This is a genomic window from Lysinibacillus sp. NPDC056959 (assembly GCF_042674095.1).
In the GTDB taxonomy this organism is placed as follows: domain Bacteria; phylum Bacillota; class Bacilli; order Bacillales_A; family Planococcaceae; genus Lysinibacillus; species Lysinibacillus zambalensis.
Genome location: NZ_JBHURE010000008.1, coordinates 147,984 through 171,611 on the forward strand (window position 1 = coordinate 147,984; position 23,628 = coordinate 171,611).

The following is a 23,628-nucleotide window of genomic DNA, read 5'->3' on the forward strand; positions in this document are numbered from 1 at the left end:
GTATTTGTTAGTTGTTACCTTAATATTACGATTCAAACATTAAAATCAGATGAAAAATAAATAAAATGGACATAAAAATGGCTGTTCAATGCATTTTCTATAAAATGTGATTGAACAGCCTCATTAAAGCTTCATTTTTATATTGTATAATTCGATATGATTAACTCACATTAAGCCAAAAGCAAATGTAGCTAACGTTATATAAAACATTTCTAACTGCCGTTTCACTTACGTTATATAAAACATTTGCTGAAAAAAGTTACACAGTAACTAATTTTGTCGGCTCTTCTGCATCTGTATCAAATAAATTTAAATACTCTCCGGCAATAATGCCGCAGGATTGCAAAGTTTGTGTGACACTCATGCGCGCAAGCTCTTTCATATTATTATCTTTACTTAAATGTGATAAATAAATATTTGTTGGTTTTTCAAATACTACCTCACTCATTGCTATAGCTGCATCCTCATTTGAAACGTGCCCTACATCACTTAAAATACGACGTTTGATAGACCATGGATAGCGCCCCATTTGCAGCATATTCACATCGTGGTTACTTTCAAATACAAAGGAATCAGCACCTCGAATGATACCCTTCATACGGTCGCTAACATAACCTGTATCCGTAATAACAACAAGCTTACGCCCGTTTTCATGAAAACTATAGAACATTGGATCTGCTGCATCATGTGATACAGCAAAGGATTCAACAGCTAATGAACCAAAATGCTTTACAGTATCCATTTCAAATTCAAAACGTTGCTCTAAAGGTATATCACCAACTAGCCCGTCCATTGCTTGCCATGTTTTGTTGTTTGCATAAATAGGTACATTATATTTTCGTGCCAATACACCTATTCCTTTAATATGATCACTATGCTCATGTGTAACGAAAATGCCACTTAGCTGTTTCATATTACGGTCGATTTTTGTAAATAGTTGCTCCATCTTTTTGCCACTTAGACCAGCATCGACAATAAATGCATGATCTTCATTTTCTACATAAATCGAATTTCCTGTACTGCCACTTGCTAAAACACTAAATCGCATCATTCAACTCCCCAGTCTTCCTCTTCACCTTGTTGCTTGTCTCCTTGAATTTCGATAATTTTTCCATCAATAGCATCAACGAAGTACTCTTCTATTTCTCCGTCCGATAATTTCACTTGTACTTCCCATGTTGGTATCAACACTTGCGTTTTATCTAATTTACTAAATGTCGAGTAACCTAACTTTACTTGCGAAATACTTGAGTCTGGCTTTAATAGCGTTTTATTATAAAGTGTTTGGAAAATTTGAAGTGGTGGAATAACAGTTTCCTGTTGATCCATCTCTTGGAAATTATCAATCATTGTCTGCTCATACTCTACCACTTCGTCATCCATATTCCAGTGTACTTTTAATACGGCACTATCATTGTAATAGAACATTCGATTATTTTTCTTCTGGAAGAAGACTGCGACCCGTTCCTCACGGTCTACCTCCCATAATGCATAAGAATCTCCATCTTTAACGTTTGTGTGGACAAAATCGATAAAACTTGCATCATCATTAATATTTCGTAATTTCACAGGATTGATAAAAATAGCACTTATTTGTGTATGTTTGTCATCCATGAAACTCACTCTCTGATTATTATCAGGAGCAGTATTTTTAAAAACATGCACTTCGCCTGTAAGATAAGAAGCAAACTCGTTACCATTAGGCAGTGGTCCATACGTAATATTATCATCTTTTAAACGGGCTTCTATCGTTTTTTCACCTAGTATTTCTACGCTCTGCGCTTCATTATAACGCTCTAAATACAACCAATATAAGAAGATATTTAAGATTAAAAAAACGAATATAAAAATAGATTTTGTTCTATTCCAATCCATTTTTGACACCCCCTACTACTTCAGGCGTCAGTCTCGTGGATACACCATTACGAATGACAAACCAGCACGGCTCTAATGTCACAATAGTACTTTGATCATAAGTCAAATAGAACCCCACAACAATATCATCTATATCTGATAAAGCAATGTTATTTAGCTTTTTAATTTTTTCAACGACTTCCGTTCCTGACGGGAGTTCTTTCATCTCTCTTTCGGGTGAAATCTCTTTCTCAAAAGAAAAGTATGGACGTTTGTAGACGAAAATACGATTATCTCCCCAAACGGTTGAAATTCGATTTATAGCCTGCTCACTATAAATCGGTAATCCATGTATATATAACTGATAATCTAATTGGTTATTGCTTGTACTTGTTGATACTAAGCGATAATCATCTGTAAAGCCTCCGTGTTCATTGATAAATTCAAAACTATCTTTCAAGAGCTTGGAAGGTTCTATTCTTAAACTACTTTCTGCAGCTGGATTTGCATAGGTCAATGATTTCAATTTTGAATCAAGCACCATCTTTGACATTCCATCTTGATATCTTTCAGTAGTTGCACTTTCATCAGTGCGCCGGACATTTTTTAGATTTGTAAATAATACATCTTTAAATAATTCAGGTTTCTCTTCAATAAAATACGTATACTTTGCTGATTCAACTTTATCATTTGCAATATATAGTGAGGTAAAGCCCTCTCGCTCCACCTCTGTAAAAGTACCATATGTTTTCGCTGGCTCAATAATATTTCGTACAAACTGATTAGCATTTTCTAAACTTACATGCGAACGCATCAATGATTCATTATTGCCACTAATGAAAAACACCTGTAACTCTTTGTTACTATAAGTACTCCAATCTATAATCATACGATTAAAGGTTGTTTCAGGTAGCTCCTTATCAGCAAATTGAAAAATTGTATTAAAGGCAGAGTAAGGAATCTCACCAGTAAAAAAGACAGTCATACAATTATTAGTACGAATCATCTCGTTAACAGAGCCGGCCGTAAGATTATTGTTTACAGGCATTAAATCTAGAACATTCCATCCTTCAAATGTTTTCATAATATCTTCCATGACGCCATTAGAAACCGTTCCGGTAAATTCCTTATCAAAACGATAAATAGCTTTATATGGACGAATGACATCTGCCACTTTTTTTTGTGGTCCAATCAGGATTTCTTTGCCCTCGGTCTTTTCAATATATTTATAATCTGGCGTGTATGTCCAAATCATAAAAGTTAAAGCTACACTTAGCACAACGAGTAGAAATAATACAACTGATTTAACTGGTTCTATATATTTCATTCCCACTCACCTGCCTCGTCAAAGTCATCTAAATTAAGTGGTAATGTGAAGAACACTGTTGTTCCATGTCCTTCCTCACTTTCAGCCCATATTTTACCGTCATGAGCTTCAATCATTTCTCTGGCAATAGCTAGCCCTAGACCAGTGCCTCCCATAGAACGAGCTCGAGCTCGATCTACTCGATAGAAACGGTCAAAAATACGTCCCACATTTTCCTTAGGAATTCCCATACCATCATCGGAAATCATAACCTTCAGCATATCTCCTTGCACTGTAAAGCCAAAGCGAATATTACCTCCATCTGGAGAATACTTAATAGCATTGGAAATGATATTATCGATAACTTGTGTCACCTTATCTGTATCAATCTCTACATAATAAGATGCCTCTGGTAATAAACGTTCAAATCTCACTTTGTCTGACTTAGACATTTCAAAACGATCGATAATACGGTTAAAGAATGAATTGAATAGAACAATGTCTTTATTCAACTCATAATCTGAACTATCCATTCGCGATAACTGCAATAAGTCATTAACTAAACGGATCATACGCTCTGTCTCCGTTTGTGTGACATTCAAAAATGTTGGAGCAATATTTTCATCTTTCCATGCACCATCAGCTAACGCCTCTAAATAACTACGCATCGTCGTTAATGGTGTCCGTAATTCGTGTGACACATTCGATACAAATTCTCTACGATCCATCTCTATTTTTTCTTGCTCCGTAATATCATGCAGTACGGTAATAAGCCCATTAATAAAGCCTGTTTCTTTTTGAATAACCGAGAAATTTGCACGTAAAATATACGGCGCGTCTGCTGTACTGAAATTTAGATTCACCGCATCATTCATATGAATTAAATCCTCAAAACTATACTCTTGGTCAATACCTAAAACAGATGCAATCGGACGACCTAATGTAATATCTCTTGAAATATGCAGCAGTTCTAGTGCAGGATCATTAATAAGAATGATACGCCCTTTTCGATCTGTAGCAATAACACCATCCGTCATATTACTAAGAACCGAATCGAGCTTTCGCCGCTCTGCCTCTGTAGTAGATTGCGCCTCCTGCAAGCGATTCGTTAAATGATTGAAGGTGATTGCAAGCTGTCCTATCTCATCTGTACCATAAACCCGCACTTTTCGAGAATAGTTACCCTTAGCCATAGCCTGCGCCTGCTTACGCATATCTGAAATTGGCTGTGTAATTGTTCGTGCCACTAAAATCCCTAAAAAGATAGTGATCACCAAGGACACGGCCGTACCCCCAAGGAAAATACCGTTAATGTCATTCACTTGTTCAAAAACAGATTCAATATTAGCTTCAATGTAGAGTACCCCTACGATTTCATCATCAGGACCTGCACCCTCTCGAATTGGTGAAGCTAATACCCACACTCGATTTCTTGTTTTACTATCAAGTTTAATGTTTTCAAATAAAGTTTCTGCAGAGATAGCACGGCGCACGAGATCATTATTCGAACGCTGTCCAATCAAACTTTGATTGTCCACCTCAGATGTGGCGCGAATACGTTGTCTATTATCAATGACACGGATTTCTAAAATATCGCCATTAGAAACTTCCCTCAATCCTGTTGAAAACTCCATAACTATCGTTTTCAGGCTATCTTCAAGAGATGGCATACTACTTTCATCACGTTCTTTTAACATTTCTTCACGAATGCTATATTCCATCAAATCGACACGTTGAAAAATGGAGTCTCGAAAGTTTCTTTTTAAATTTTGCTCTAATTCTTGCGCAAAATAGATTCCTATTATTTGCAATGCAAGTAGGATGAGTAAAATGTAAATTAGTACTAGCTTGACATGAATTGATTTAAAGAAGCTCACTTTCTGCATTCCTTTTTACTCCTGTTCAGGATTTCGTAAATAATAACCTACACCACGGCGTGTAACAATCCAAGCAGGATGACTAGGATTGTCCTCTATTTTTTCTCGTAAACGACGAATAGTTACATCAACTGTTCGTACATCGCCGAAATAGTCATAACCCCACACAGTTTGCAGTAAATGTTCACGCGTCATTACTTGACCGATATGCTTACCTAAGTAATGTAATAACTCAAACTCCCTATGCGTTAGTTCAATTGCTTCATCACGTTTCAATACTAAGTAAGCGTCTGGCTGAATAACAAGAGAGCCAACTACAATTTCATTGGATTCTTCCTCGACCTCTTCAGCAGTAGGGGCTACTACCTGTAAGCGACGCATATTTGCCTTTACACGCGCAATCAGCTCTCGTGTACTAAATGGCTTCGTCACATAATCATCTGCGCCCATTTCTAATCCTAATACTTTATCGATCTCAGAGCCTTTTGCCGTTAGCATGATGATTGGAAAATCATATTTTTTTCGTACTTCTCTACAAACTTCCATTCCATCACGCTTAGGTAACATTATATCTAAAAGCATTAAATCCGGTTGCTCTTCCTCAACCTTCTCTAGGGCTTCATCTCCATCATAAGCACAAATAACTTTGTACCCTTCTTTTATTAAATTAAACTGTAAAATATCTGCGATTGGTTTTTCATCGTCAACAACTAAAATGGTTTTGTCCATATATTTCTCTCCCTTTCGCTTTTTATCTATTCTTAAACAATGAGTATTTTATCTATAATGATTTGGCTTTGTAGTTAGGCCTGCAGATGTCTTTTGTGCGAAAGCGAAGCGACAGCAACATGTTTTTGACTGTGCGAAAGCGAAGCGACAGCAACAACATGAGGGCCGACACGATACAGGTCAGTTAGCCGTTATCACATGGATGCGATGATTTTAGGCGAATATCCTATAAGCACTCCTTGGCTTTTTCGTAAAATGTGAAGTTCATAGCCTAAGTTCCTCTTTTTCAGCGGACACCCTTTGAAAAATAACTTCACTCCGTATTCAACTCACCACCTATAAAGGTGGGGTATTTTACTGAAAGAAGTTAAAGTAACTACTCTTAACTCTACCATGCTTTTTGCTTCTATGCATTATTCTAAATCCTAAGACATTATACGATATTGTATTTAACTATATTTCGACAAATATTTCTCGGGAAATAACATAGATTTAAATACAACGTATACAAAAAGACAGCCCTATTTTGGACTGTCTTCTATTCGAACTGATTAACGCCCTACATATGTTAATGGATTTTCTAACGAACCATTTTTTTTAACTTCAAAGTGTAGATGTGTACCTGTTGAATTTCCAGTAGAGCCCATAATACCTATAACAGAACCTTTTTCTACCACTTGCCCTACTTTTACTTCAATCGAAGAAAGGTGTCCGTAAAGCGTTGTATAACCATTATGATGATCAATTACAATACGATTACCGTAGCTGCCTGAGACACCAGCAGCGACAACAACACCATTATCTGAAGCTAAAATATTATAATTATTAGGACGAGCGATATCAATACCACGATGGAGCTCCCCCCAACGTTGGCCCATCCCACTTGAAATATAACCACCCACTGTTGGCCATGTAAACTCACCCGTACCACGTGAAGAAATCACTTTCGTACCAACTACTTCAATTTCATCAACTGGTTGTTGTATAATATTTCCTTTTAACGCAACTTTGGATATACGAGTTCCGTTTTCAGACGTTAATAAATAAGATGTTTCTTTACTTCCATTAACACCTTGTTGTTTTATCACTTTCTCACCTTTATACATCGTCGGATCTTCTTCAACTATTTTCTTAAACGGAATAGTATCAGTAACTTTCTTCTCCTGTTTTACTTCAAGTGTTACAAATGGTTTAGCGACTGTTACGTTTAATGCTTGTCCAATCTGTAAAACTGTATCCACGGTGATACCAGGATTTAAAGCTACTAGCTCAGTTGTTGTTAATCCATGTTTTTGGGCAACCGATCCTAAAACATCACCTGATTGAACTTTATATGTTTCTTGTTCAAGAGAGCCTGTCATTAAATATTTCACGGCTTCCGTAGGCGTTACAATAGCATTGGGTGCTACTTTTTGTATTGCACCTGAAACTTTCTGTTTAAAAGAAACATCTACAAGGCGCGCTTCACCAGTCTGTAATGGTGGAATATTCGTTGATTGTTGGTTAACATATAAACTATTTAGCTCTTGCTGTGAAACATATTGTAGTTTAAGCATACGAATAGTATCTTCATAGTCTTTTGCATCTTTTAAAGAAACTACAGGCTCACCATCTACCGATAATGTAAATGATGGAGCTTGAACTACTAAAGATTGCTCCAATTTCTCCAAAATTTCCACATCTTTAGTTTGATTACTAAATACTTTCTCTGGGATTATTTTGACAGAAGAACTAGCATCGATCGATACCTCTTTGTATTGTTGACTTGCTCCTTTTTCCTTTGACGCAATAATTTCTTCAACAGCTTTCTCATTTGAGACCGCACCTATATATTGATTTCCCACGTAAACGTGATAAATTTTATTCAAATCTTCATTATGATTTTCTTTTGCAAAACCTACATCAAACGTTAAACTTGTCATTAACACTGTAATAATGGATATCTTTTTAATTGAAGAAAATTTTTTTTCTTTTCTTGACCAAGACGAACTCATCAATAAAGCTCCTTCCAACTTTAACCTTTAGCAGGATTAATTACCCACAAGGATTTTTTGCACCAATATACTGTACCATAAAGAAAATACGGTTAGATTGTTTTCATCTTTTTGTAATGTAAATGTATTATTTCTCTACTACTTGTTACAAAATTACTATTTTTGTAGCAATAAATAAAAATAATTGTAAGCGCGGATATTCTCTTCAGTCGTGTCTTTTCAAAGGAGATCTGATGTAAATTTCACTCAATACGTTTCGCTTTCGGTGTACAAAAGACATTTACTGAATTCTTTCTGTAAATTTGGAGCGTTTGAGAAAAATGTAGTATTGTATTTATTTTTAGTATGATTTAAGACTTACCACTTTTTAGTTTATTAATATTCCTATAAAATAGAAAAGAGATATACTAGTTGATTGGAGCGATTAATTTGAATGATTCACAAACCTCTGGAATAACCACTAAAGTAAGAAAGCCCCAAAACAAAAATACTGTTCGTAAACTTATAATGAGGACCATTATGGTGTCATTAGGTGCAGTCATTATGGCACTAGGGCTGGAGCTATTTTTAGTACCAAACAACATTATGGATGGTGGAATCGTAGGCGTATCCATTATCACTTCGCATTTATTAAATTTACCTCTTGGGATTTTTATCTTCATTTTAAACTTACCTTTTATCTTTTTAGGCTATAAACAGATTGGTAAAACTTTTGCACTTTCATCAGGACTCGGAATTACAGTACTCTCATTAGCAACACTTTTCTTACATAATATAAAACCATTTACTCAAGACACACTATTGGCCACAGTTTTTGGAGGCATGATTTTAGGTATTGGTGTCGGAATCGTCATTCGTTATGGTGGCTCGTTAGATGGGACAGAAATTTTAGCTATTTTATTTAATAGTAAAACGCCGTTTTCCGTTGGTGAAATTATTATGTTCTGCAATGTACTCATCTTTACAGTAGCAGGATTTGTGTTCACATGGGAACAAGCCATGTACTCTATCCTGGCATACTATATTGCCTATAAAATGATTGACATCGTCATTCAAGGGATGGAGGAATCAAAATCTGTTTATATCATTAGTGACGAAATTGATGAAATCGGACAGACCATTATGGACCGACTTGGTCGAGGTGTAACTTTCCTTCATGGTGAAGGGGCTTATACGGGTAACGATAAAAAAGTTATTTTTACCGTCATTACTCGATTAGAAGAATCGAAACTTAAATCAATCGTTGCGGAAATTGATGATCATGCATTCCTAGCAATTGGTAATATTGCAGAGGTTAGAGGTGGTCGCTTCAAGAAAAGAGATATTCACTAATGACAAAAGGGGCGTACCGTATATGGCATGTCCCTTTTGTTGTGAAAAAATATAACACCAATGAAATTAAGTATGGCTCTTCGGCAAAACGAGTAGGTGATTTCCGTTCCGACTGAGCGCTTTCCCGGGGGCGTCCGATGAGCCGCTTCACTCGCATTGCTCGCTCCAGGGTCTCATCTGTGACGCTGATCCCCAAGGAGTCGCTCAGTCTCCACTCCAATCACCTACTTCTCTTAGTGTATCTTCTGCATATCACTCTAATATGCGAAAATATAGAAGTTGTAACAGTTGTCTTTTGTATGAAAGCGAAGCGACAATAACAGATGTCTTTGCAAAGATTAGCTACAGCAGCCATAACGTTCACTTTGGAATACATAAAATATATCCGTCATCTCTCACCTCAAAATGACAGCAAAGAGAGATTAGGTATAAAAAAGGACGTACCGCATATGGTACGTCCTTTTTTGATTTATAATTATTTTGCTTCCCAAACGTCCACTAATACGTTCGTTTGTTCACGTGCAGGACCAACAGAGAAAGTAGCGATTTCAATACCAGTTAATTCACTTACACGTTCTACATAGCGTCGTGCATTCTCAGGTAGCTCTTCTAATGTTTTGCAGCCTGTAACATCTTCTGCCCAGCCTGGAAGCTCTTCATAAATTGGTTCACATTGTTCAATAATATGAAGGTTTGCTGGATACTCAGTAATTGTTTCATCTTTATATTTATACGCAGTACAAATTTTCACTGTTTCTAAGCCAGATAAAACATCAATTGAATTAAGCGCAAGATGCGTAATACCACTTACTCGGCGTGAATGGCGCACAACTACTGTATCAAACCAGCCTACACGACGTGGACGACCAGTTGTTGTACCGTATTCACGGCCAACTTCACGAATTTGTTGACCTACTTCATCAAATAATTCAGTAGGGAACGGTCCATCACCAACACGAGATGTATAGGCTTTAGATACACCAATAACACTTGTAACTCGTGATGGGCCAACACCAGCACCAATCGCTACTCCGCCGGCAACAGGATTTGAAGATGTTACATATGGATACGTACCTTGATCGACATCAAGTAAAATACCTTGTGCTCCTTCAAATAACACTTTGCCGCCTTCATCTAGTACATCATTTAAGATTTTAGACGTGTCTGTTACATATTTTGCGATTTCTTGTCCATAGCTGTAATATTCTTCGAAAATTTCTTCGAATGTTACACCTTCAACTTCGTAAAATTTCTCAAACAACTTATTCTTAATTACTAAATTTTGACGTAGTTTTTCTTCAAATACATCCTTGTCTAGTAAATCAGCCATACGGATACCGATACGTGCTACTTTATCCTGATAACATGGCCCAATACCTTTACAAGTTGTACCAATTTTATTATCGCCACGGCTTTCCTCATCAGCGATATCTTGCTTTATATGATATGGCAAAATAACATGCGCACGGTTAGAAATTCGTAAATTATCTGTATTAATGCCACGCTCTTGTAAGCCTCTAAGCTCAGTCACTAATGACTTTGGATTTACAACCAAACCATTTCCGATTACTGAAGCTTTATCTTTATAGAAAATACCTGATGGGATTAAGTGTAACTTATACGTTTCACCATCAAATTTAATTGTATGTCCTGCATTATCACCACCTGCAAAACGAGCGATTGCATCGGCTTTTTGTGAAAGGAAATCTGTAATTTTACCTTTTCCTTCGTCTCCCCACTGTGTTCCTACAACTACAACTGATGTCATAGTCAGCACCTCCGTTAGATACAATTTGTATCTCAATTTTTAAGCCGTTAATTATTGTAACAATGATAGAAACGCCTAGTCAACAAAAATACTTAAAAACACGAACGTAAAATCAAAAAACATGATTCAACGTTCGTGTTTAATAACAGAATGGTATGAATATTATCTAACATTCAGATTAATTCCGTTTTGGTATAGTCGCAAACGTTATGTCCCTCTTTTTCAATCAGCATTTGGCCAACATAGTGTATGGTTGATTTCCGTTCCGACAGGGCGCTTTCCTGGAGTTGTCCAATCGTAACGCAGATCAACTTATATACATGGCATATGTTTTACAAATTTCATTTTCAACTACTGATGATGAGCCAAATACATATTTAGTCACGTGGAGGTGGTGGCGGCATTTGCGACCAATCCACATTAATGAATTTATTGAATTCTTTTTTAAAGGCAAGTGTAACTGTACCTGTCGGACCGTTACGCTGTTTAGCAATAATAATCTCAATCATATTTTTACTCTCGGACTCCTTATCGTAATAATCATCACGATATAAGAAGGCAACAATATCAGCATCTTGCTCAATACTTCCCGATTCACGTAAGTCACTCATCATTGGTCGCTTATCTTGACGTTGCTCAACGCCACGAGATAGCTGTGATAATGCAATGACTGGAACCTTTAATTCACGCGCTAAATGTTTTAAAGAACGTGAAATCTCAGATACCTCTTGCTGACGATTCTCCCCTGGTTTACCACTACCTTGAATAAGTTGTAAATAGTCAATTAAAATCATACCGAGGCCATGCTCTTGTGCTAAACGTCGACATTTTGCGCGAATTTCATTAATACGTACACCCGGTGTATCGTCAATAAAAATTCCTGAATTTGATAAACTCCCCATTGCCATAGTTAGTTTACCCCAATCTTCCGTTGTTAAAGCACCTGTACGTAAAACTTGTGCATCTATATTTCCCTCTGCACAAAGCATACGCATAACTAGCTGCTCAGCACCCATCTCTAAGGAGAAGATCGCAACATTTTCCCTTGCTTGAACGGCAACACTTTGTGCGACATTCAATGCAAAGGCTGTTTTCCCTACAGATGGACGTGCAGCAACAATAATCAAATCGTTACGCTGGAAGCCAGCTGTTATATTGTCTAAGTCACGGAAGCCTGTCGGAATACCTGTAACATCACCTTTTTGTGATTGAAGCTGCTCAATGTTATCAAAGGTTTCCACCAATACATCTTTAACATGCTTAAAGTCACCCGCATTTTTACGATTGGCTACCTCCATCATTTTCTTCTCTGCTTCACCAAGTAATGCCTCTACCTCATCTTCACGAGTATAGCCATCTTCTACTATTTTAGTAGCTACACGAATTAAACGACGTAATAGAGACTTTTCTTCGACAATTTTCGCATAGTGTGCGACGTTAGCAGCTGTAGGGACAGCATTGGCGAGCTCTAGTAAATATGATAGCCCGCCAACATCCTCAATTTCTTTTTTAGCTGATAATTCTTCAGTAACTGTGACAACATCTATCGCTTTTCCCAGATCACTTAACCGTAGCATCGTCTCGAAAATTTGCTTATGTGCATTATGATAAAAATCATCTGCTAGTAAAATTTCAGATGCAGTGATTAACGATTGAGGATCGAGGAAAATCGCACCGATAACCGATTGCTCCGCTTCCCGGTTATGCGGTGGAACGCGATCCATCATCGGTTCGTTCATGGATTGTCGCCCCTTATTCTTCCGTTACATGAACTTTTAAAGTAGCAGATACTTCATGGTGTAGTTTTACAGGTACATTTGTAAAGCCTAGCGCACGAATTCCATCACTTAAAGTCATTTTACGTTTATCAATTTTTATGCCATGCTTTTTTTGAAGTGCATCGGCAACTTGCTTTGAAGATACTGAACCAAATAGGCGACCACCTTCACCTGATTTTGCTTTTAGTTCTACCGTTAAAGCTTCTAATTTTTCTTTTAATGCTTTTGCTTCAGCTAATTCGGCAGCAGCATTTTTAGCTTCCAAATTCTTTTGACCTTCTAATTGACTTAATGCTTGTGCATTTGCTTCAGCAGCATAACCGTTTTTAATTAAGAAGTTTTGTGCATAGCCGTCTGCTACATTTTTTATTTCGCCTTTTTTCCCTTTTCCTTTAACATCTTTTAAAAATACTACTTTCATGATTCAGAACTCCCTTCGAGTACCTCATTTATGGCCTCTTCTAAATATTTTTTTACTCCAGCAATGGAATTTGATTCGACTTGGCAAGCTGCATTAGTTAAATGCCCGCCGCCGCCTAGCTTCTCCATAACAAGCTGCACGTTTACTTCGCCAAGTGATCTTGCACTTATGCCAATTTTGCCATCTGACCGATGCGCAATGACAAAGGAAGCACCGACATCTTTCATTGTTAGTAATATATCTGCGGTTTGCGCAATTAGTACAGAGTCATACACTTTCGCTTCTTCACCTACAGCAATAGCAATACCCGGTTTCACGAACTTAACAGTCTGCACTATTTTAGAACGTTCAATATACGTATCTACATCTTCTTTTAATAATCGCTGTACTAGCACTGTATCGGCTCCATTTGTCCTTAAATAAGAAGCCGCTTCAAACGTACGGGCTCCCGTACGCAGTGTAAAACTTTTCGTATCGACAATAATTCCCGCTAGCAATGCAGTAGCTTCTAGCATATTAATCTTCGCACGTTTTGGTTGATACTCGAGTAATTCTGTCACAAGCTCAGCTGTTGACGATGCATATGGCTCCATATAAACAAGCGTTGGATTTTCTATAAAATCCTCACTGCGACGATGATGATCAATGACCACAACTTTTTCAGCCAACTTCAATAGGTGTGAATCGATGACTAAATTTGGTTTATGTGTATCGACAATAATGAGCAATGATTTTTCTGTCATTTTTGTCGCAGCTTCCTCTGGTGTTAGGAAATGTTCATAGAAATCGGATTTACTCTCAATTTCATTCATTAAACGGGTTACACTTCCGTTTAATTCTTCAAAATTTATGATAACGTAGCCCTTCACATCGTTCATTTGTGCCATTTTACGTACACCAACAGAGGCGCCAATAGAGTCCATATCCGGATTTTTATGCCCCATAACAAACACTTGATCACTATCCTGAATTAAATCGCGTAGTGCATGGGAAATAACACGAGCTCTAACGCGTGTACGTTTCTCAACCGGGTTCGTTTTCCCGCCATAGAACTTCAGCTTTCCTGTAGGTTGCTTGATGGCAACCTGATCACCACCACGACCTAAAACAAGGTCTAAACTTGATTGTGCTAGCTCACCAAGTTCTACTAATGAAGATGACCCCGCGCCTACGCCAATACTTAATGTTAATGACATATTTTTTTGCGCCGTTTTTTCTCGAATTGTATCTAAAATAGCAAATTTTTTCTTTTCAAGCTCCATTAAAATCGATTCGTTTAATACAGCTAAAAAACGATCGGATGATATTCGTTTCACAAATATCCCTTGCTCAGCCGCCCAATCATTAACAATTGATGTCACTAGCGTATTCGTTAAACTACGTGGTTGGTCGTCCATTGCTTGTGTAATTTCGTCATAGTTATCAACAAATAAAATCGCAATAACTGTACTATCAGCATAGTATTGTTTTTCAATAGCTATCTGCTCAGTGACATCAAAGAAATATAATAAATTCTCTTCTTTTTTATAATAAACTCGGTACTTACGATCACGAAGCGTAATCGTATCTTCGTTTGTCTCCTCGGTCTTCATTAGCACGTAAATGTCGTCAGATATATTAACGATTCCTTCACCTACTAAATTCTCCATATTTAAAACATTTTGCATATATGGATTCGACCATTCTATTTCATATTGATCATTGACAAGTAATATCCCAATTGGCATTTCAAGCAATGCCTCTTCCCCAACTTTTTTCATGCGGAAAGAGATGGATTCAATATGCTTTTCCGTTTCTTCAAAGGTAATCTTTTCTACCTTCCACGTATAGGCCATTAATAGAACAAAACCTACTCCATAACCGATACCTATCCCGATATTCCAAATACATAGAAGCACGAACGTCACAATGCCAAAAATGGAAAGAACAAAAAGCGGATAGCGGATTGGTCGTTTTCTAAAAGTCCCCATTACATCAGCCCCTTATTCTTTGGTTTTCCCTTTCACAAGTGAACGTAAGTCGAAACCTAAATCTACGATGCCTAGCAATATCATAATGGATGATAGTGGTAAAGCTAACAAAGTTGCTATCCACTTAACAGCATTAGGCATTTCCTTTTTAGAAATAAAGTAATGTATAAAGGAAATCCCCTGCAGGATTAATAACATCCATAAGATAGAAGAAACATTTAACACAATAATATCTAATGTAGATCCAAACTCCGGACGCACAAATAAATTAATGCATAAAACAATCATGTAATACCATAAAATAGATCGTGGTAAACGCATATTTTGGAACGGTGCAAATTTTGGTACGTCTAAACCAAGACGTTTTAATACAGGTAAATTTAACGTTATGATAATAAATGCTGTCATAAACGCAGTGATTGTTACTGTTGCAGGTATTGTCAGCTCAATTGGTTTTAACATAGCCTCAATTTGTTCTTGCTGAAACACTACTTGACCTGTCACCGTTTTTGCAAGTTCATTTGATTGCTCATAATTTTCGCGTAAAAGATCTATGCTCATGCTAATAATATTGATATTAGCAAATTGAACATAGGCTACATAAACAATTGCCATTGACAGAAGAACAGCCACTCCAGACGACATGAATAGGTAAAGTTTGCTCTTCTTTTGATTAATTGCACTTCCTATAACGATACCAAGTAACGCCAAAATAAAGGCAAATGGTAGCATAATTATGCCACTCGTTAAAGCGGTTAAGATACATCCTACTACTGCTACGAGTATTGATGATGAACGCTTGTAATTTGCGCTATACCAAGTAATCGGTAGTGGGGCAAATAGTAGACCTACTATAAAAATGAGTGGTACATATGCAGAAATAAGCATTAGAATCGTAAAGATTGCGACCGTCATTGAGCCTTGTACAAGCGCCTTTGTTTGATTATTCGGCATTGAAAACCTTCCTTTTTTTAGTCAAACTTACTGACCTTTATTGTACCATTTTTTCAGGTTATTGAACAAAAAACGCTAAGAACAACTTATGCTTTGTCATTAATTTTGTAGAACCAATGACTAAAGCATAAAACACATAGCTATATAGGAGATTTTTTACCGAAAAAGCATAACAAATTCATTTATTGGTTATGTTCTTCTATATATATTATTTTTAAATCTTTTTAGCAATAAAAAAAGCAACTTACGACAGTTACTAATACATGAAAAAAGGCTTTTAATCGAAGTGATTATAAGCCGTTTTGTTTTAAAATGTCCTTAGTCGATTGTTTCTCAATCTCTAACGTTCCATCTTTTCTTTATTCATGTCTATTAAGAGTGTAATAAATTCTTATCATAATAGCAAACGGTAATATATAGAGCAATTACTGAGATAAACCAAGCTACCATAGCATGGGAGTTGATTTCCAACCAACATGACATGCGTTTTAACCATCCTCATCTTTCGGTAAAATAAACAATATTACTAAAATCGGGATACTCATTCTCGATTGCCCTACCCTATGTGATTATTCACAAGTTACACCTTATAAAATTTCCATATCAGAGGTTACAAGGTTAGCGACTCCATTTTCACAAATAAAAAAAGCACAATCAAAGCGATTAAACCTTGTTGTGCCTTTATTTATATCTTATTTGTCTTCTGCTACGAATGGAAGTAATCCCATGATACGAGAAACTTTGATAGCTGAAGTTAATTTACGTTGGTACTTAGCGCTAGTGCCAGTTACGCGACGTGGTAAGATTTTACCGCGCTCAGAGATGAATTTTTTAAGTAAATCCACATCTTTATAGTCGATATTCGTAATGTTATTAGCAGTGAAGTAGCAAACTTTACGGCGTTTGCGGCCTCCGCGACGTGGTGCCATAGTGTGTCTCCTCCTTATCATTTTTTATTTTAGAAGTATTAGAACGGTAAGTCGTCCTCAGATACTTCTATCGGTCCTTTGCTATTAGCAAATGGATCCTCATCTACACGTGTATAATTTGGCTGATTCACAGGTGGTTGATTTTGCTGATAAGCATCGCCTCCAAATGAACCCTGTCCTGGCATAGCACCACCAAACTGTTGTTGTGGTTGACCACCGCCATATGACGGTTGGTTATTACCGTAAGTCTGTCCACCACCATATTGAGGAGATGCAGGAGCACCGCCACCATTACGAGGTTCTAAAAACTGTACGCTATCGGCCACTACATCAGTTGTGTATACTCGCTTACCATCTTGTCCTTCATAACTGCCTGTTTGAATGCGACCTTCAACTCCAATTAAACTTCCTTTTCGCATGAAGTTCGCTAGGTTTTCGGCCTGTTTGCGCCAAGCAACACAGCTAATGAAATCAGCTTCGCGGTCACCTTGTTGGTTTGAGAATGTTCGATTTACAGCAACTGTAAATCTTGTAGACGCAACACCATTAGGCGTATAGCGTAGCTCAGGATCTTTTGTTAGTCTTCCAACTAATACGACACGGTTTATCATCAGAAATGCAACCTCCTTTTTTCAGCATTTTGTTAAATGATTATGCTTCTTGGCGAACCGCAATGTGACGAATGATATCTTCGCTAATGTTAGCAAGACGTGTGTATTCGTTAATTGCATCTGAAGTAGCGTTTACTTTAACGATTTGGTAGAAACCTTCGCGGAAGTCTTGAATTTCATAAGCTAAGCGGCGTTTGCCCCACTCTTTTGATTCGATGACTTCTGCACCGTTAGAAGTTAAGACTTCGTTGAAACGTTCAACTAAAGCTTTCTTCGCTTCGTCTTCAATGTTCGGACGTACGATGTACATTAATTCGTATTTTCTCATCTGTTTACACCTCCTTATGGACTTAGGCTCTCCTGTATACAGGGAGCAAGGAGCAAGTAATAATTATTACTCACATCAATGAATTGTAACATATAGATACATGCCTTTCAAGTCGCAACTAAACAATTCTTTCTATATAATGAACTTAATTCATGAATGAACGGAGGATCTTCATGCTACCAGATAAAGAACCAATCGTAATAGAGTTGGATATAAAAAAACTAATGATGGACAATATAGTTGTCACAAGTGGCCTTGTCATATTATTTGTAGCTATTCAATATATTTGCTTTAAAAATTTTGATTTTTCATTTTGGAATATAATACTTGGATCTATCCTTTTTGTTATTCTATATATTATTTTCATTGTCTTACATGAAGCCTTTCATTTAATTGGCTTTATGCTCTTTGGAGGCGTACCCTTTAAATCGTTAAAATATGGCCTGAATTTAGAGCTTGGCATAGCGTACGCAACAACTGAACAACCGTTACCGAATCATGCAATGAAAAAAGCTTTATTGCTCCCATTCTGGACAACTGGCGTTCTCCCGACAATTGCTGGTTTCTATTTTAATAGTACTGTTTTAGTGTTAGTGGGAGCCTTTTTAATCGCTGGAGCAGTAGGTGATTTTTCCATGTATAAAGAATTGCGCAAATACCCAAAGAACGCGTTAATACAGGATGATCCTCATCTACCTAAGCTTTATGTATATATGCCCGAGGAAAAGAAATAACTTTACTGAACGTCACGTTACATATAGAATCTGCTTGTCTCCAAGCAGATTCAATTTTTTTAACACAAATTTATGGCGTTAAAAAACTATGCTGTGCAGCTGTATATAAATTTCTCCAAATACGATTAATTGAAGATGTCTCCGTAATTGCATCCATGCCAAGTCTACGTATTAAGCTATTGGAAATATCTACACAAGCCGCTGCAATATCTTTACTTATTCGTGAAAATTGTTGTAGTTCTTCTTCAGTCAACTCATGATCTTCTTTATGTTTTTTCCAGTATTCATTCAACATTAAATAATATCGCTCTTCAAGCTGTTTAAAGTTTTTCTGTTGCTGCATCAATAAAAATTGGATTGCACCCATACGTTCGGTACGGCTTGGATCATGCTTCCTTTGCTTTACTAAAACAGACGCCTCTTCTAAAAAATTTTCTGTTATTCCAAGACAAACACTTACAAATGAAGCTTCTGCAAATGCACCAAACGGAAAACTATGTACCGCACTTCCATACTTGTTTTTAATTATGCCCAATTGGAATGTTTCCTCTTCAGGTACCCAAACATCTTGCATACGAATCGTATGGCTAGCTGTCGCTTTTAAGCCCATCGCTCGCCAATCATTAAGAACCTCTACTTGATCACAATTTACTGAGCAACTTATTATTTTATCAGTTCTAATACCCTCATACTCGACAAAGCAATTCATCGTAAAAGTTGTAGCATAATCTGCTCCACTACAATACTTCCATTGACCTGTTACACGATAGCCCCCAACTACTTTTACCGCTATGCCCGAAGGATAGCCGCTGCCTGCTATGACTGCATTTCTTGGTGAAAATATTTTTTCACAAATCTCTTTATTCAATGTTGGAATAAACGCGTTACCCCCTGTCCCTATTGTGACAAGCCACCCAAAGTTGCCATCAAGTGCAGACATCTGTTGGAATACTTTAATGCCCTCTAGTAGCTCTAAATCTTTACCGCCTAATTCCTTTGCAGTGAATAGCTTAAACAATTGCTGCTCATAAATAAGCTCCACTATATCTTTTGGCAATCTACCTAGCTCCTCAATTTCTAAACCACGATCTTTTATTTGTAATATGTTCATACTAATCCTCCAGATTGAAAATTCAGATAAAAATATATACAAAAAAGGCAATCTATTGAAAGATTGCCTCTGTTCGTTTTTTACACATTGAAACGGAATAACATAATATCGCCATCTTGTACAACATACTCTTTACCTTCAAGACGTACTTTACCAGCTTCTTTAGCAGCAGGTTGAGAACCAGCTTCTACTAAATCATCGAAAGCAACTGTTTCTGCACGAATAAATCCACGTTCAAAGTCTGTATGAATGACTCCTGCACATTGTGGTGCCTTCATACCTTTACGGAACGTCCATGCACGTACCTCTTGTACTCCAGCAGTGAAATAAGTTGCTAGCCCTAGTAAATCATATGAAGTACGGATTAATTGGTCTAAACCAGATTCTTTAATGCCTAGTTCTTCTAAGAACATTGCTTTTTCTTCATCATCAAGCTCAGAAATTTCTTCCTCGATTTTTGCACAAATTGTGATAACTTGAGCTCCTTCAGCAGCTGCATACTCACGTACTTTTTGCACATATTCGTTATTATCTGCGTCAGCAACTTCATCTTCTGAAACGTTTGCCACATAAAGCATAGGTTTAATTGTTAAAAGATGAAGTCCTTTAATAACCTTTAGCTCGTCATCTGAAAGCTCTGCAGCGCGTGCTGGACGACCGTTTTCTAATTGTTCTTTAACTTTTACAAGAATTGGTTCTTCGATCATTGCTTCTTTGTCTTTTTGCTTTGCCATTTTGCCAACACGTTGTAATCGCTTATCAACAGATTCTAAATCAGCAAGTGCAAGCTCTAAATTAATGACCTCAATATCGTCAATCGGATCTACTCCACCTGATACGTGCGTAATATTTTCATCAACAAAACAACGTACAACTTGGCAAATTGCATCTACTTCACGAATATGTGCAAGGAATTTGTTCCCTAACCCTTCACCCTTTGAAGCGCCTTTTACGATCCCAGCAATATCTGTGAACTCAAATGCTGTTGGTACTGTTTTTTTAGGTGTTACTAATTCTGTTAATTTATCTAAACGTGCATCTGGTACTTCAACAATACCGACGTTCGGATCGATTGTTGCGAATGGATAGTTTGCAGCCAATGCGCCCGCTTTTGTAATTGCGTTAAATAATGTTGATTTTCCAACGTTAGGTAAACCAACGATTCCAGCTGTTAATGCCATGAATGGACACAACCTTTCTATGATCTGTTCAAATTTGTTCTTTTTTCCCGTACTAACGGATACTGTGAGGTTACAGAAGTCCTCACTGATGAATCACTGTATAACCTTATCTATTATATTGATTCACTCATAAAAAGTCTAATACACATCAATTTCGCCTTGGCGTAATTGCGTCCGGATTTTGAATTGTGCGGGCATAATTCATTCCTTTCAAAATCCGTGACATCCGCCGGAGGCTTTATCTTCAATCAGTGGGTATCAGAACACCTACTGATTGAAGATAAAAACTAGTCTTCACTAGCGGAAATTAAAACCTTCTTCATTTTTTTCTCAAATTCGCGGCGTGGAATCATGACGCTATGCTGACAGCCTTCACATTTAATGCGTACATCTGCCCCCATCCGAATAATCTTCCACTCATTTGTGCCACATGGATGTTGCTTTTTCATTTCAACAATATCATTTAAACCAAATTTCTTTGCGTCCATATTACTCACTTCTCCCCTCTTCATTTCCATTCACACCATAGAACATCATTTTCGGATGAGCCATTGGTATATTATTTTCTTCAAAGAGTTTTGTAACATCACGACGAATAGTACGAGCCACTCCATATTGTTGCTGTGGTAATGTTTCTGCGGCTATACGAATCGTTACTTCTGTACCCTTAACATTTTGTACTCCTAAAAATACAGGTACTGCTACAAGTTCCTTATGAATTTCAGGTAAAGTATTTAAATACTTTTGAATAATAGATTCAGCTCTTTCAAAATTGGCATCCGTCGTCATTTGTAAATCTATATAAATTTTAGAGTTGTTGACAGAGTAATTGACAACATCGCCAATCGAACCATTCGGAATAATAAACTGCTCCCCTGTAGCACCATTAATCTTTGTCGTACGTAAGCCTATCTCTACAACAGTTCCTTCAGCTGCATTGATTTTTATATAATCGCCAACACCAAATTGATCTTCAAAAATAATAAAGAATCCCGTAATGACGTCCTTTACTAAGCTCTGCGCACCAAAACCAATGGCTAAACCGACAATCCCTGCTCCTGCCAGTAACCCTGCTATCTTAATGTTTAATATAGAGAGAATAGCAATGATTGCTGAAAAATATACAGCATAGGAAATGACACTTTGTAATAATCTTGAAATTGTTGTTTGGCGACGTTCTGAATGATCTAAAGGCGAACGCATACGCATTAAAAACACTTTTTTAATAAATTTTTTACCTAATCGGACAGCTAACCACGATGCGATCAAAATAACCGTTATCTTAATTGAAGCAGTCATTATCGTTTCCCAAAGCTTTTCTGACATCAGCTTATCCCATAAGTTATTTAATACCCTTTCACTAAACCAATCCATTATTACCACCTCTTGAATAACTTGCTAAAAATTTGCGTATACTGCATAAAAATCGAGCACTTCTTACAAATAAAAAAGAAAGCGAGTTTTTCTATGAATACTATACCAAAATTGTTACTCCCTTATTCTCTTCATCATGAAAGTAAAAATATCGTTTGGCAATTAAGTACATTATTTTTAGAACATATACCCTTTCATCATGAACGCCTTATTTTCTGTTGTATTGGAAGTGACCGTTGTACAGGTGATACGCTTGGGCCGTTAACAGGTAGCTTCCTAAAAAAGTCAGTTAGTTTTCCCTATGAAATTGTAGGCTCTTTAGAAAATCCTTTGCATGCCCTTAATTTAGACACTACTATGCAACAGCTACACAATCATACTATAAAACCTTTCATTATTGCGATTGATGCATGTCTTGGAAGTGAACAAAATGTTGGACATATTTCTGTACAGAACGGACCTATTTTTCCGGGAAAAGCTGTCAAAAAACAATTACCCCCAATCGGTGACATTTCCATTAAAGGAATCGTCAATGTTGGAGGCTTTATGGAAATGCTTGTTTTACAAAATACAAGACTTCATATTTCCTATGCAATGGCTGAAAAGCTTTCAAGAGCTCTATTGCTCGCTGCCCATCGTTACTCATTGAAAAATATAGAAGATAGCAACCACAATACCGACAATAAGGATACCTGGCAACAAGTTAGCAGCCTTGATTTTAGTTAAACCTGCTATATTTAAACCAATGGCAAAAATCATAACACCGCCTACAGCAGTCATTTCATGAATAAACATTTGTAGTGCAGCCTCAGGTATAAAAGAGCTGATAACACCCGCGAAAAGTGCAATTAAACCTTGATAGACAAATACAGGTATTGCAGATAATAGCACGCCAATACCTAATGTAGATGTTAAGATGATCGATATAAATCCATCGATTAATCCTTTCGTAATCAGTACATTATGATCATTACGCAGACCACTATCGAGTGCACCAATGACGCCCATAGAGCCAACTACAAAGATTAAAGAAGCCGTTACAAAGCCTTCTGCTATACTAATTTGATTATTATCAGTTCGTTTTTTACTGAATAAAGATTCTACCCATTGTCCAAGTCTATTCATTTGCTTATCTAAATCTAACCACTCACCAATTACTGTACCGACCACTAAACTTATCATTAAAATAATAAAATTATCACTTTCAAAGCCCATTTTAATCCCTAAAAGTGCAACTGCTAAGCCGATAATCGATAATACAGTAGACTTCATCGATTCAGGTATATTTTTAAAAATACGTCCTACCAATGCTCCTACCATGATGAGCAGCGCGTTAATGAATGCCCCTAGTAATACCACGTCCCTACCTTCCTTCTC

At 37.0% G+C, this 23,628-nt stretch carries 22 protein-coding genes; 3 read left to right on the forward strand and 19 right to left on the reverse strand.

The window, feature by feature from the left end:
- Nucleotides 1–259 precede the first annotated feature (259 nt).
- From ACFTQ7_RS12195 to ACFTQ7_RS12220, 6 genes are all read right to left on the reverse strand, one after another.
- A complete protein-coding gene (locus ACFTQ7_RS12195; RefSeq protein ID WP_349660280.1) occupies nucleotides 260–1,048 on the reverse strand; it encodes an MBL fold metallo-hydrolase in 789 nt (262 codons plus the stop codon).
- A complete protein-coding gene (locus ACFTQ7_RS12200; protein ID WP_386828976.1) occupies nucleotides 1,048–1,875 on the reverse strand; it encodes a two-component system regulatory protein YycI in 828 nt (275 codons plus the stop codon). The genes ACFTQ7_RS12195 and ACFTQ7_RS12200 overlap by 1 nt, the downstream gene beginning before the upstream one ends.
- Entirely contained in the window at nucleotides 1,862–3,181 is a 1,320-nt protein-coding gene (locus tag ACFTQ7_RS12205; protein WP_386828978.1) for a YycH family regulatory protein, read from the reverse strand. Before ACFTQ7_RS12205 ends, ACFTQ7_RS12200 begins: the two co-directional genes overlap by 14 nt.
- Nucleotides 3,178–5,046, reverse strand: a complete 1,869-nt coding sequence (walK, locus tag ACFTQ7_RS12210; RefSeq protein ID WP_386828979.1) for a cell wall metabolism sensor histidine kinase WalK — start codon at nucleotides 5,044–5,046, stop codon at nucleotides 3,178–3,180. The genes ACFTQ7_RS12205 and walK overlap by 4 nt, the downstream gene beginning before the upstream one ends.
- Before the next feature lie 6 nt (nucleotides 5,047–5,052).
- A complete protein-coding gene (gene yycF / locus ACFTQ7_RS12215) occupies nucleotides 5,053–5,766 on the reverse strand; it encodes a response regulator YycF (RefSeq protein ID WP_049662630.1) in 714 nt (237 codons plus the stop codon).
- Nucleotides 5,767–6,317: 551 nt separating this feature from the next.
- Nucleotides 6,318–7,760 carry a peptidoglycan DD-metalloendopeptidase family protein gene (locus ACFTQ7_RS12220; RefSeq protein ID WP_386828982.1) on the reverse strand — a complete coding sequence of 481 codons (1,443 nt, stop codon included), beginning with the start codon at nucleotides 7,758–7,760 and terminating at the stop codon, nucleotides 6,318–6,320.
- Between the two features lie 519 nt (nucleotides 7,761–8,279).
- On the opposite strand from ACFTQ7_RS12220, the gene ACFTQ7_RS12225 reads away from it, so the two are divergent.
- Complete coding sequence (locus ACFTQ7_RS12225) at nucleotides 8,280–9,092, forward strand: YitT family protein (RefSeq protein WP_346655559.1); 813 nt, start codon at nucleotides 8,280–8,282, stop codon at nucleotides 9,090–9,092.
- A 475-nt stretch (nucleotides 9,093–9,567) separates the two neighbouring features.
- On the opposite strand, the gene ACFTQ7_RS12230 is transcribed toward ACFTQ7_RS12225, so the two are convergent.
- From ACFTQ7_RS12230 to rpsF, 8 genes are all read right to left on the reverse strand, one after another.
- Entirely contained in the window at nucleotides 9,568–10,860 is a 1,293-nt protein-coding gene (locus ACFTQ7_RS12230) for an adenylosuccinate synthase (protein ID WP_349660176.1), read from the reverse strand.
- Between the two features lie 377 nt (nucleotides 10,861–11,237).
- Nucleotides 11,238–12,599, reverse strand: a complete 1,362-nt coding sequence (dnaB, locus tag ACFTQ7_RS12235) for a replicative DNA helicase (protein WP_386828984.1) — start codon at nucleotides 12,597–12,599, stop codon at nucleotides 11,238–11,240.
- Between the two features lie 13 nt (nucleotides 12,600–12,612).
- Nucleotides 12,613–13,059, reverse strand: coding sequence for a 50S ribosomal protein L9 (gene rplI / locus ACFTQ7_RS12240; RefSeq protein ID WP_079563373.1), 447 nt, complete (start codon nucleotides 13,057–13,059; stop codon nucleotides 12,613–12,615).
- Nucleotides 13,056–15,029 (reverse strand): DHH family phosphoesterase, encoded by a 1,974-nt coding sequence (locus ACFTQ7_RS12245; RefSeq protein WP_386828985.1) that lies wholly within the window; start codon nucleotides 15,027–15,029, stop codon nucleotides 13,056–13,058. The genes rplI and ACFTQ7_RS12245 overlap by 4 nt, the downstream gene beginning before the upstream one ends.
- A gap of 12 nt (nucleotides 15,030–15,041) precedes the next feature.
- Entirely contained in the window at nucleotides 15,042–15,983 is a 942-nt protein-coding gene (locus ACFTQ7_RS12250; RefSeq protein WP_386828986.1) for a YybS family protein, read from the reverse strand.
- Between the two features lie 692 nt (nucleotides 15,984–16,675).
- Nucleotides 16,676–16,912 (reverse strand): 30S ribosomal protein S18, encoded by a 237-nt coding sequence (gene rpsR / locus ACFTQ7_RS12255; RefSeq protein WP_049662616.1) that lies wholly within the window; start codon nucleotides 16,910–16,912, stop codon nucleotides 16,676–16,678.
- Nucleotides 16,913–16,950: 38 nt separating this feature from the next.
- Entirely contained in the window at nucleotides 16,951–17,523 is a 573-nt protein-coding gene (ssb, locus tag ACFTQ7_RS12260) for a single-stranded DNA-binding protein (RefSeq protein ID WP_079563368.1), read from the reverse strand.
- Nucleotides 17,524–17,563: 40 nt separating this feature from the next.
- Nucleotides 17,564–17,851 carry a 30S ribosomal protein S6 gene (gene rpsF, locus ACFTQ7_RS12265; RefSeq protein WP_386828987.1) on the reverse strand — a complete coding sequence of 96 codons (288 nt, stop codon included), beginning with the start codon at nucleotides 17,849–17,851 and terminating at the stop codon, nucleotides 17,564–17,566.
- A gap of 173 nt (nucleotides 17,852–18,024) precedes the next feature.
- Here rpsF and ACFTQ7_RS12270 point away from each other — a divergent pair, with 173 nt between their 5' ends.
- Nucleotides 18,025–18,585 carry a DUF3267 domain-containing protein gene (locus ACFTQ7_RS12270; RefSeq protein ID WP_386828989.1) on the forward strand — a complete coding sequence of 187 codons (561 nt, stop codon included), beginning with the start codon at nucleotides 18,025–18,027 and terminating at the stop codon, nucleotides 18,583–18,585.
- A gap of 70 nt (nucleotides 18,586–18,655) precedes the next feature.
- On the opposite strand, the gene ACFTQ7_RS12275 is transcribed toward ACFTQ7_RS12270, so the two are convergent.
- The 4 genes from ACFTQ7_RS12275 to ACFTQ7_RS12290 form a co-directional block, all read right to left on the reverse strand.
- Nucleotides 18,656–19,696, reverse strand: coding sequence for an acyl-CoA dehydrogenase family protein (locus ACFTQ7_RS12275; protein ID WP_386828990.1), 1,041 nt, complete (start codon nucleotides 19,694–19,696; stop codon nucleotides 18,656–18,658).
- A gap of 80 nt (nucleotides 19,697–19,776) precedes the next feature.
- The gene (ychF, locus tag ACFTQ7_RS12280; protein ID WP_386828992.1) at nucleotides 19,777–20,877 is read right to left on the reverse strand and encodes a redox-regulated ATPase YchF; all 1,101 of its coding nucleotides are present in this window, start codon (nucleotides 20,875–20,877) and stop codon (nucleotides 19,777–19,779) included.
- Between the two features lie 287 nt (nucleotides 20,878–21,164).
- On the reverse strand, nucleotides 21,165–21,365 hold the full coding sequence (locus ACFTQ7_RS12285) for a DUF951 domain-containing protein (protein ID WP_349660169.1): 201 nt from the start codon (nucleotides 21,363–21,365) through the stop codon (nucleotides 21,165–21,167).
- Between the two features lies 1 nt (nucleotide 21,366).
- On the reverse strand, nucleotides 21,367–22,251 hold the full coding sequence (locus tag ACFTQ7_RS12290) for a mechanosensitive ion channel family protein (RefSeq protein ID WP_349660168.1): 885 nt from the start codon (nucleotides 22,249–22,251) through the stop codon (nucleotides 21,367–21,369).
- 93 nt (nucleotides 22,252–22,344) lie between these two features.
- On the opposite strand from ACFTQ7_RS12290, the gene yyaC reads away from it, so the two are divergent.
- Nucleotides 22,345–22,977 (forward strand): spore protease YyaC, encoded by a 633-nt coding sequence (gene yyaC, locus ACFTQ7_RS12295; protein ID WP_349660167.1) that lies wholly within the window; start codon nucleotides 22,345–22,347, stop codon nucleotides 22,975–22,977.
- Here the strand turns inward: yyaC and ACFTQ7_RS12300 are convergent.
- Nucleotides 22,894–23,610, reverse strand: a complete 717-nt coding sequence (locus tag ACFTQ7_RS12300) for a DUF554 domain-containing protein (protein ID WP_349660166.1) — start codon at nucleotides 23,608–23,610, stop codon at nucleotides 22,894–22,896. The genes yyaC and ACFTQ7_RS12300 overlap by 84 nt on opposite strands.
- Nucleotides 23,611–23,628 lie beyond the last annotated feature (18 nt).

Excerpts from the sequence above, each read along its gene's own strand:
- yyaC (WP_349660167.1), top strand. The coding sequence starts at position 22,345 with ATGAATACTATACCAAAATTGTTACTCCCTTATTCTCTTCATCATGAA.
- ACFTQ7_RS12225 (WP_346655559.1), top strand. The coding sequence starts at position 8,280 with ATGGTGTCATTAGGTGCAGTCATTATGGCACTAGGGCTGGAGCTATTT.
- ACFTQ7_RS12275 (WP_386828990.1), bottom strand. The coding sequence starts at position 19,696 with ATGAACATATTACAAATAAAAGATCGTGGTTTAGAAATTGAGGAGCTA.
- yycF (WP_049662630.1), bottom strand. The coding sequence starts at position 5,766 with ATGGACAAAACCATTTTAGTTGTTGACGATGAAAAACCAATCGCAGAT.
- rpsF (WP_386828987.1), bottom strand. The coding sequence starts at position 17,851 with ATGAGAAAATACGAATTAATGTACATCGTACGTCCGAACATTGAAGAC.
- ACFTQ7_RS12200 (WP_386828976.1), bottom strand. The coding sequence starts at position 1,875 with ATGGATTGGAATAGAACAAAATCTATTTTTATATTCGTTTTTTTAATC.
- ACFTQ7_RS12285 (WP_349660169.1), bottom strand. The coding sequence starts at position 21,365 with ATGGACGCAAAGAAATTTGGTTTAAATGATATTGTTGAAATGAAAAAG.
- ychF (WP_386828992.1), bottom strand. The coding sequence starts at position 20,877 with ATGGCATTAACAGCTGGAATCGTTGGTTTACCTAACGTTGGAAAATCA.
- ACFTQ7_RS12270 (WP_386828989.1), top strand. The coding sequence starts at position 18,025 with ATGCTACCAGATAAAGAACCAATCGTAATAGAGTTGGATATAAAAAAA.
- ACFTQ7_RS12250 (WP_386828986.1), bottom strand. The coding sequence starts at position 15,983 with ATGCCGAATAATCAAACAAAGGCGCTTGTACAAGGCTCAATGACGGTC.
- rplI (WP_079563373.1), bottom strand. The coding sequence starts at position 13,059 with ATGAAAGTAGTATTTTTAAAAGATGTTAAAGGAAAAGGGAAAAAAGGC.
- ssb (WP_079563368.1), bottom strand. The coding sequence starts at position 17,523 with ATGATAAACCGTGTCGTATTAGTTGGAAGACTAACAAAAGATCCTGAG.
- dnaB (WP_386828984.1), bottom strand. The coding sequence starts at position 12,599 with ATGAACGAACCGATGATGGATCGCGTTCCACCGCATAACCGGGAAGCG.
- ACFTQ7_RS12230 (WP_349660176.1), bottom strand. The coding sequence starts at position 10,860 with ATGACATCAGTTGTAGTTGTAGGAACACAGTGGGGAGACGAAGGAAAA.
- rpsR (WP_049662616.1), bottom strand. The coding sequence starts at position 16,912 with ATGGCACCACGTCGCGGAGGCCGCAAACGCCGTAAAGTTTGCTACTTC.
- ACFTQ7_RS12195 (WP_349660280.1), bottom strand. The coding sequence starts at position 1,048 with ATGCGATTTAGTGTTTTAGCAAGTGGCAGTACAGGAAATTCGATTTAT.
- ACFTQ7_RS12290 (WP_349660168.1), bottom strand. The coding sequence starts at position 22,251 with ATGGATTGGTTTAGTGAAAGGGTATTAAATAACTTATGGGATAAGCTG.
- ACFTQ7_RS12220 (WP_386828982.1), bottom strand. The coding sequence starts at position 7,760 with ATGAGTTCGTCTTGGTCAAGAAAAGAAAAAAAATTTTCTTCAATTAAA.
- ACFTQ7_RS12205 (WP_386828978.1), bottom strand. The coding sequence starts at position 3,181 with ATGAAATATATAGAACCAGTTAAATCAGTTGTATTATTTCTACTCGTT.
- walK (WP_386828979.1), bottom strand. The coding sequence starts at position 5,046 with ATGCAGAAAGTGAGCTTCTTTAAATCAATTCATGTCAAGCTAGTACTA.
- ACFTQ7_RS12245 (WP_386828985.1), bottom strand. The coding sequence starts at position 15,029 with ATGGGGACTTTTAGAAAACGACCAATCCGCTATCCGCTTTTTGTTCTT.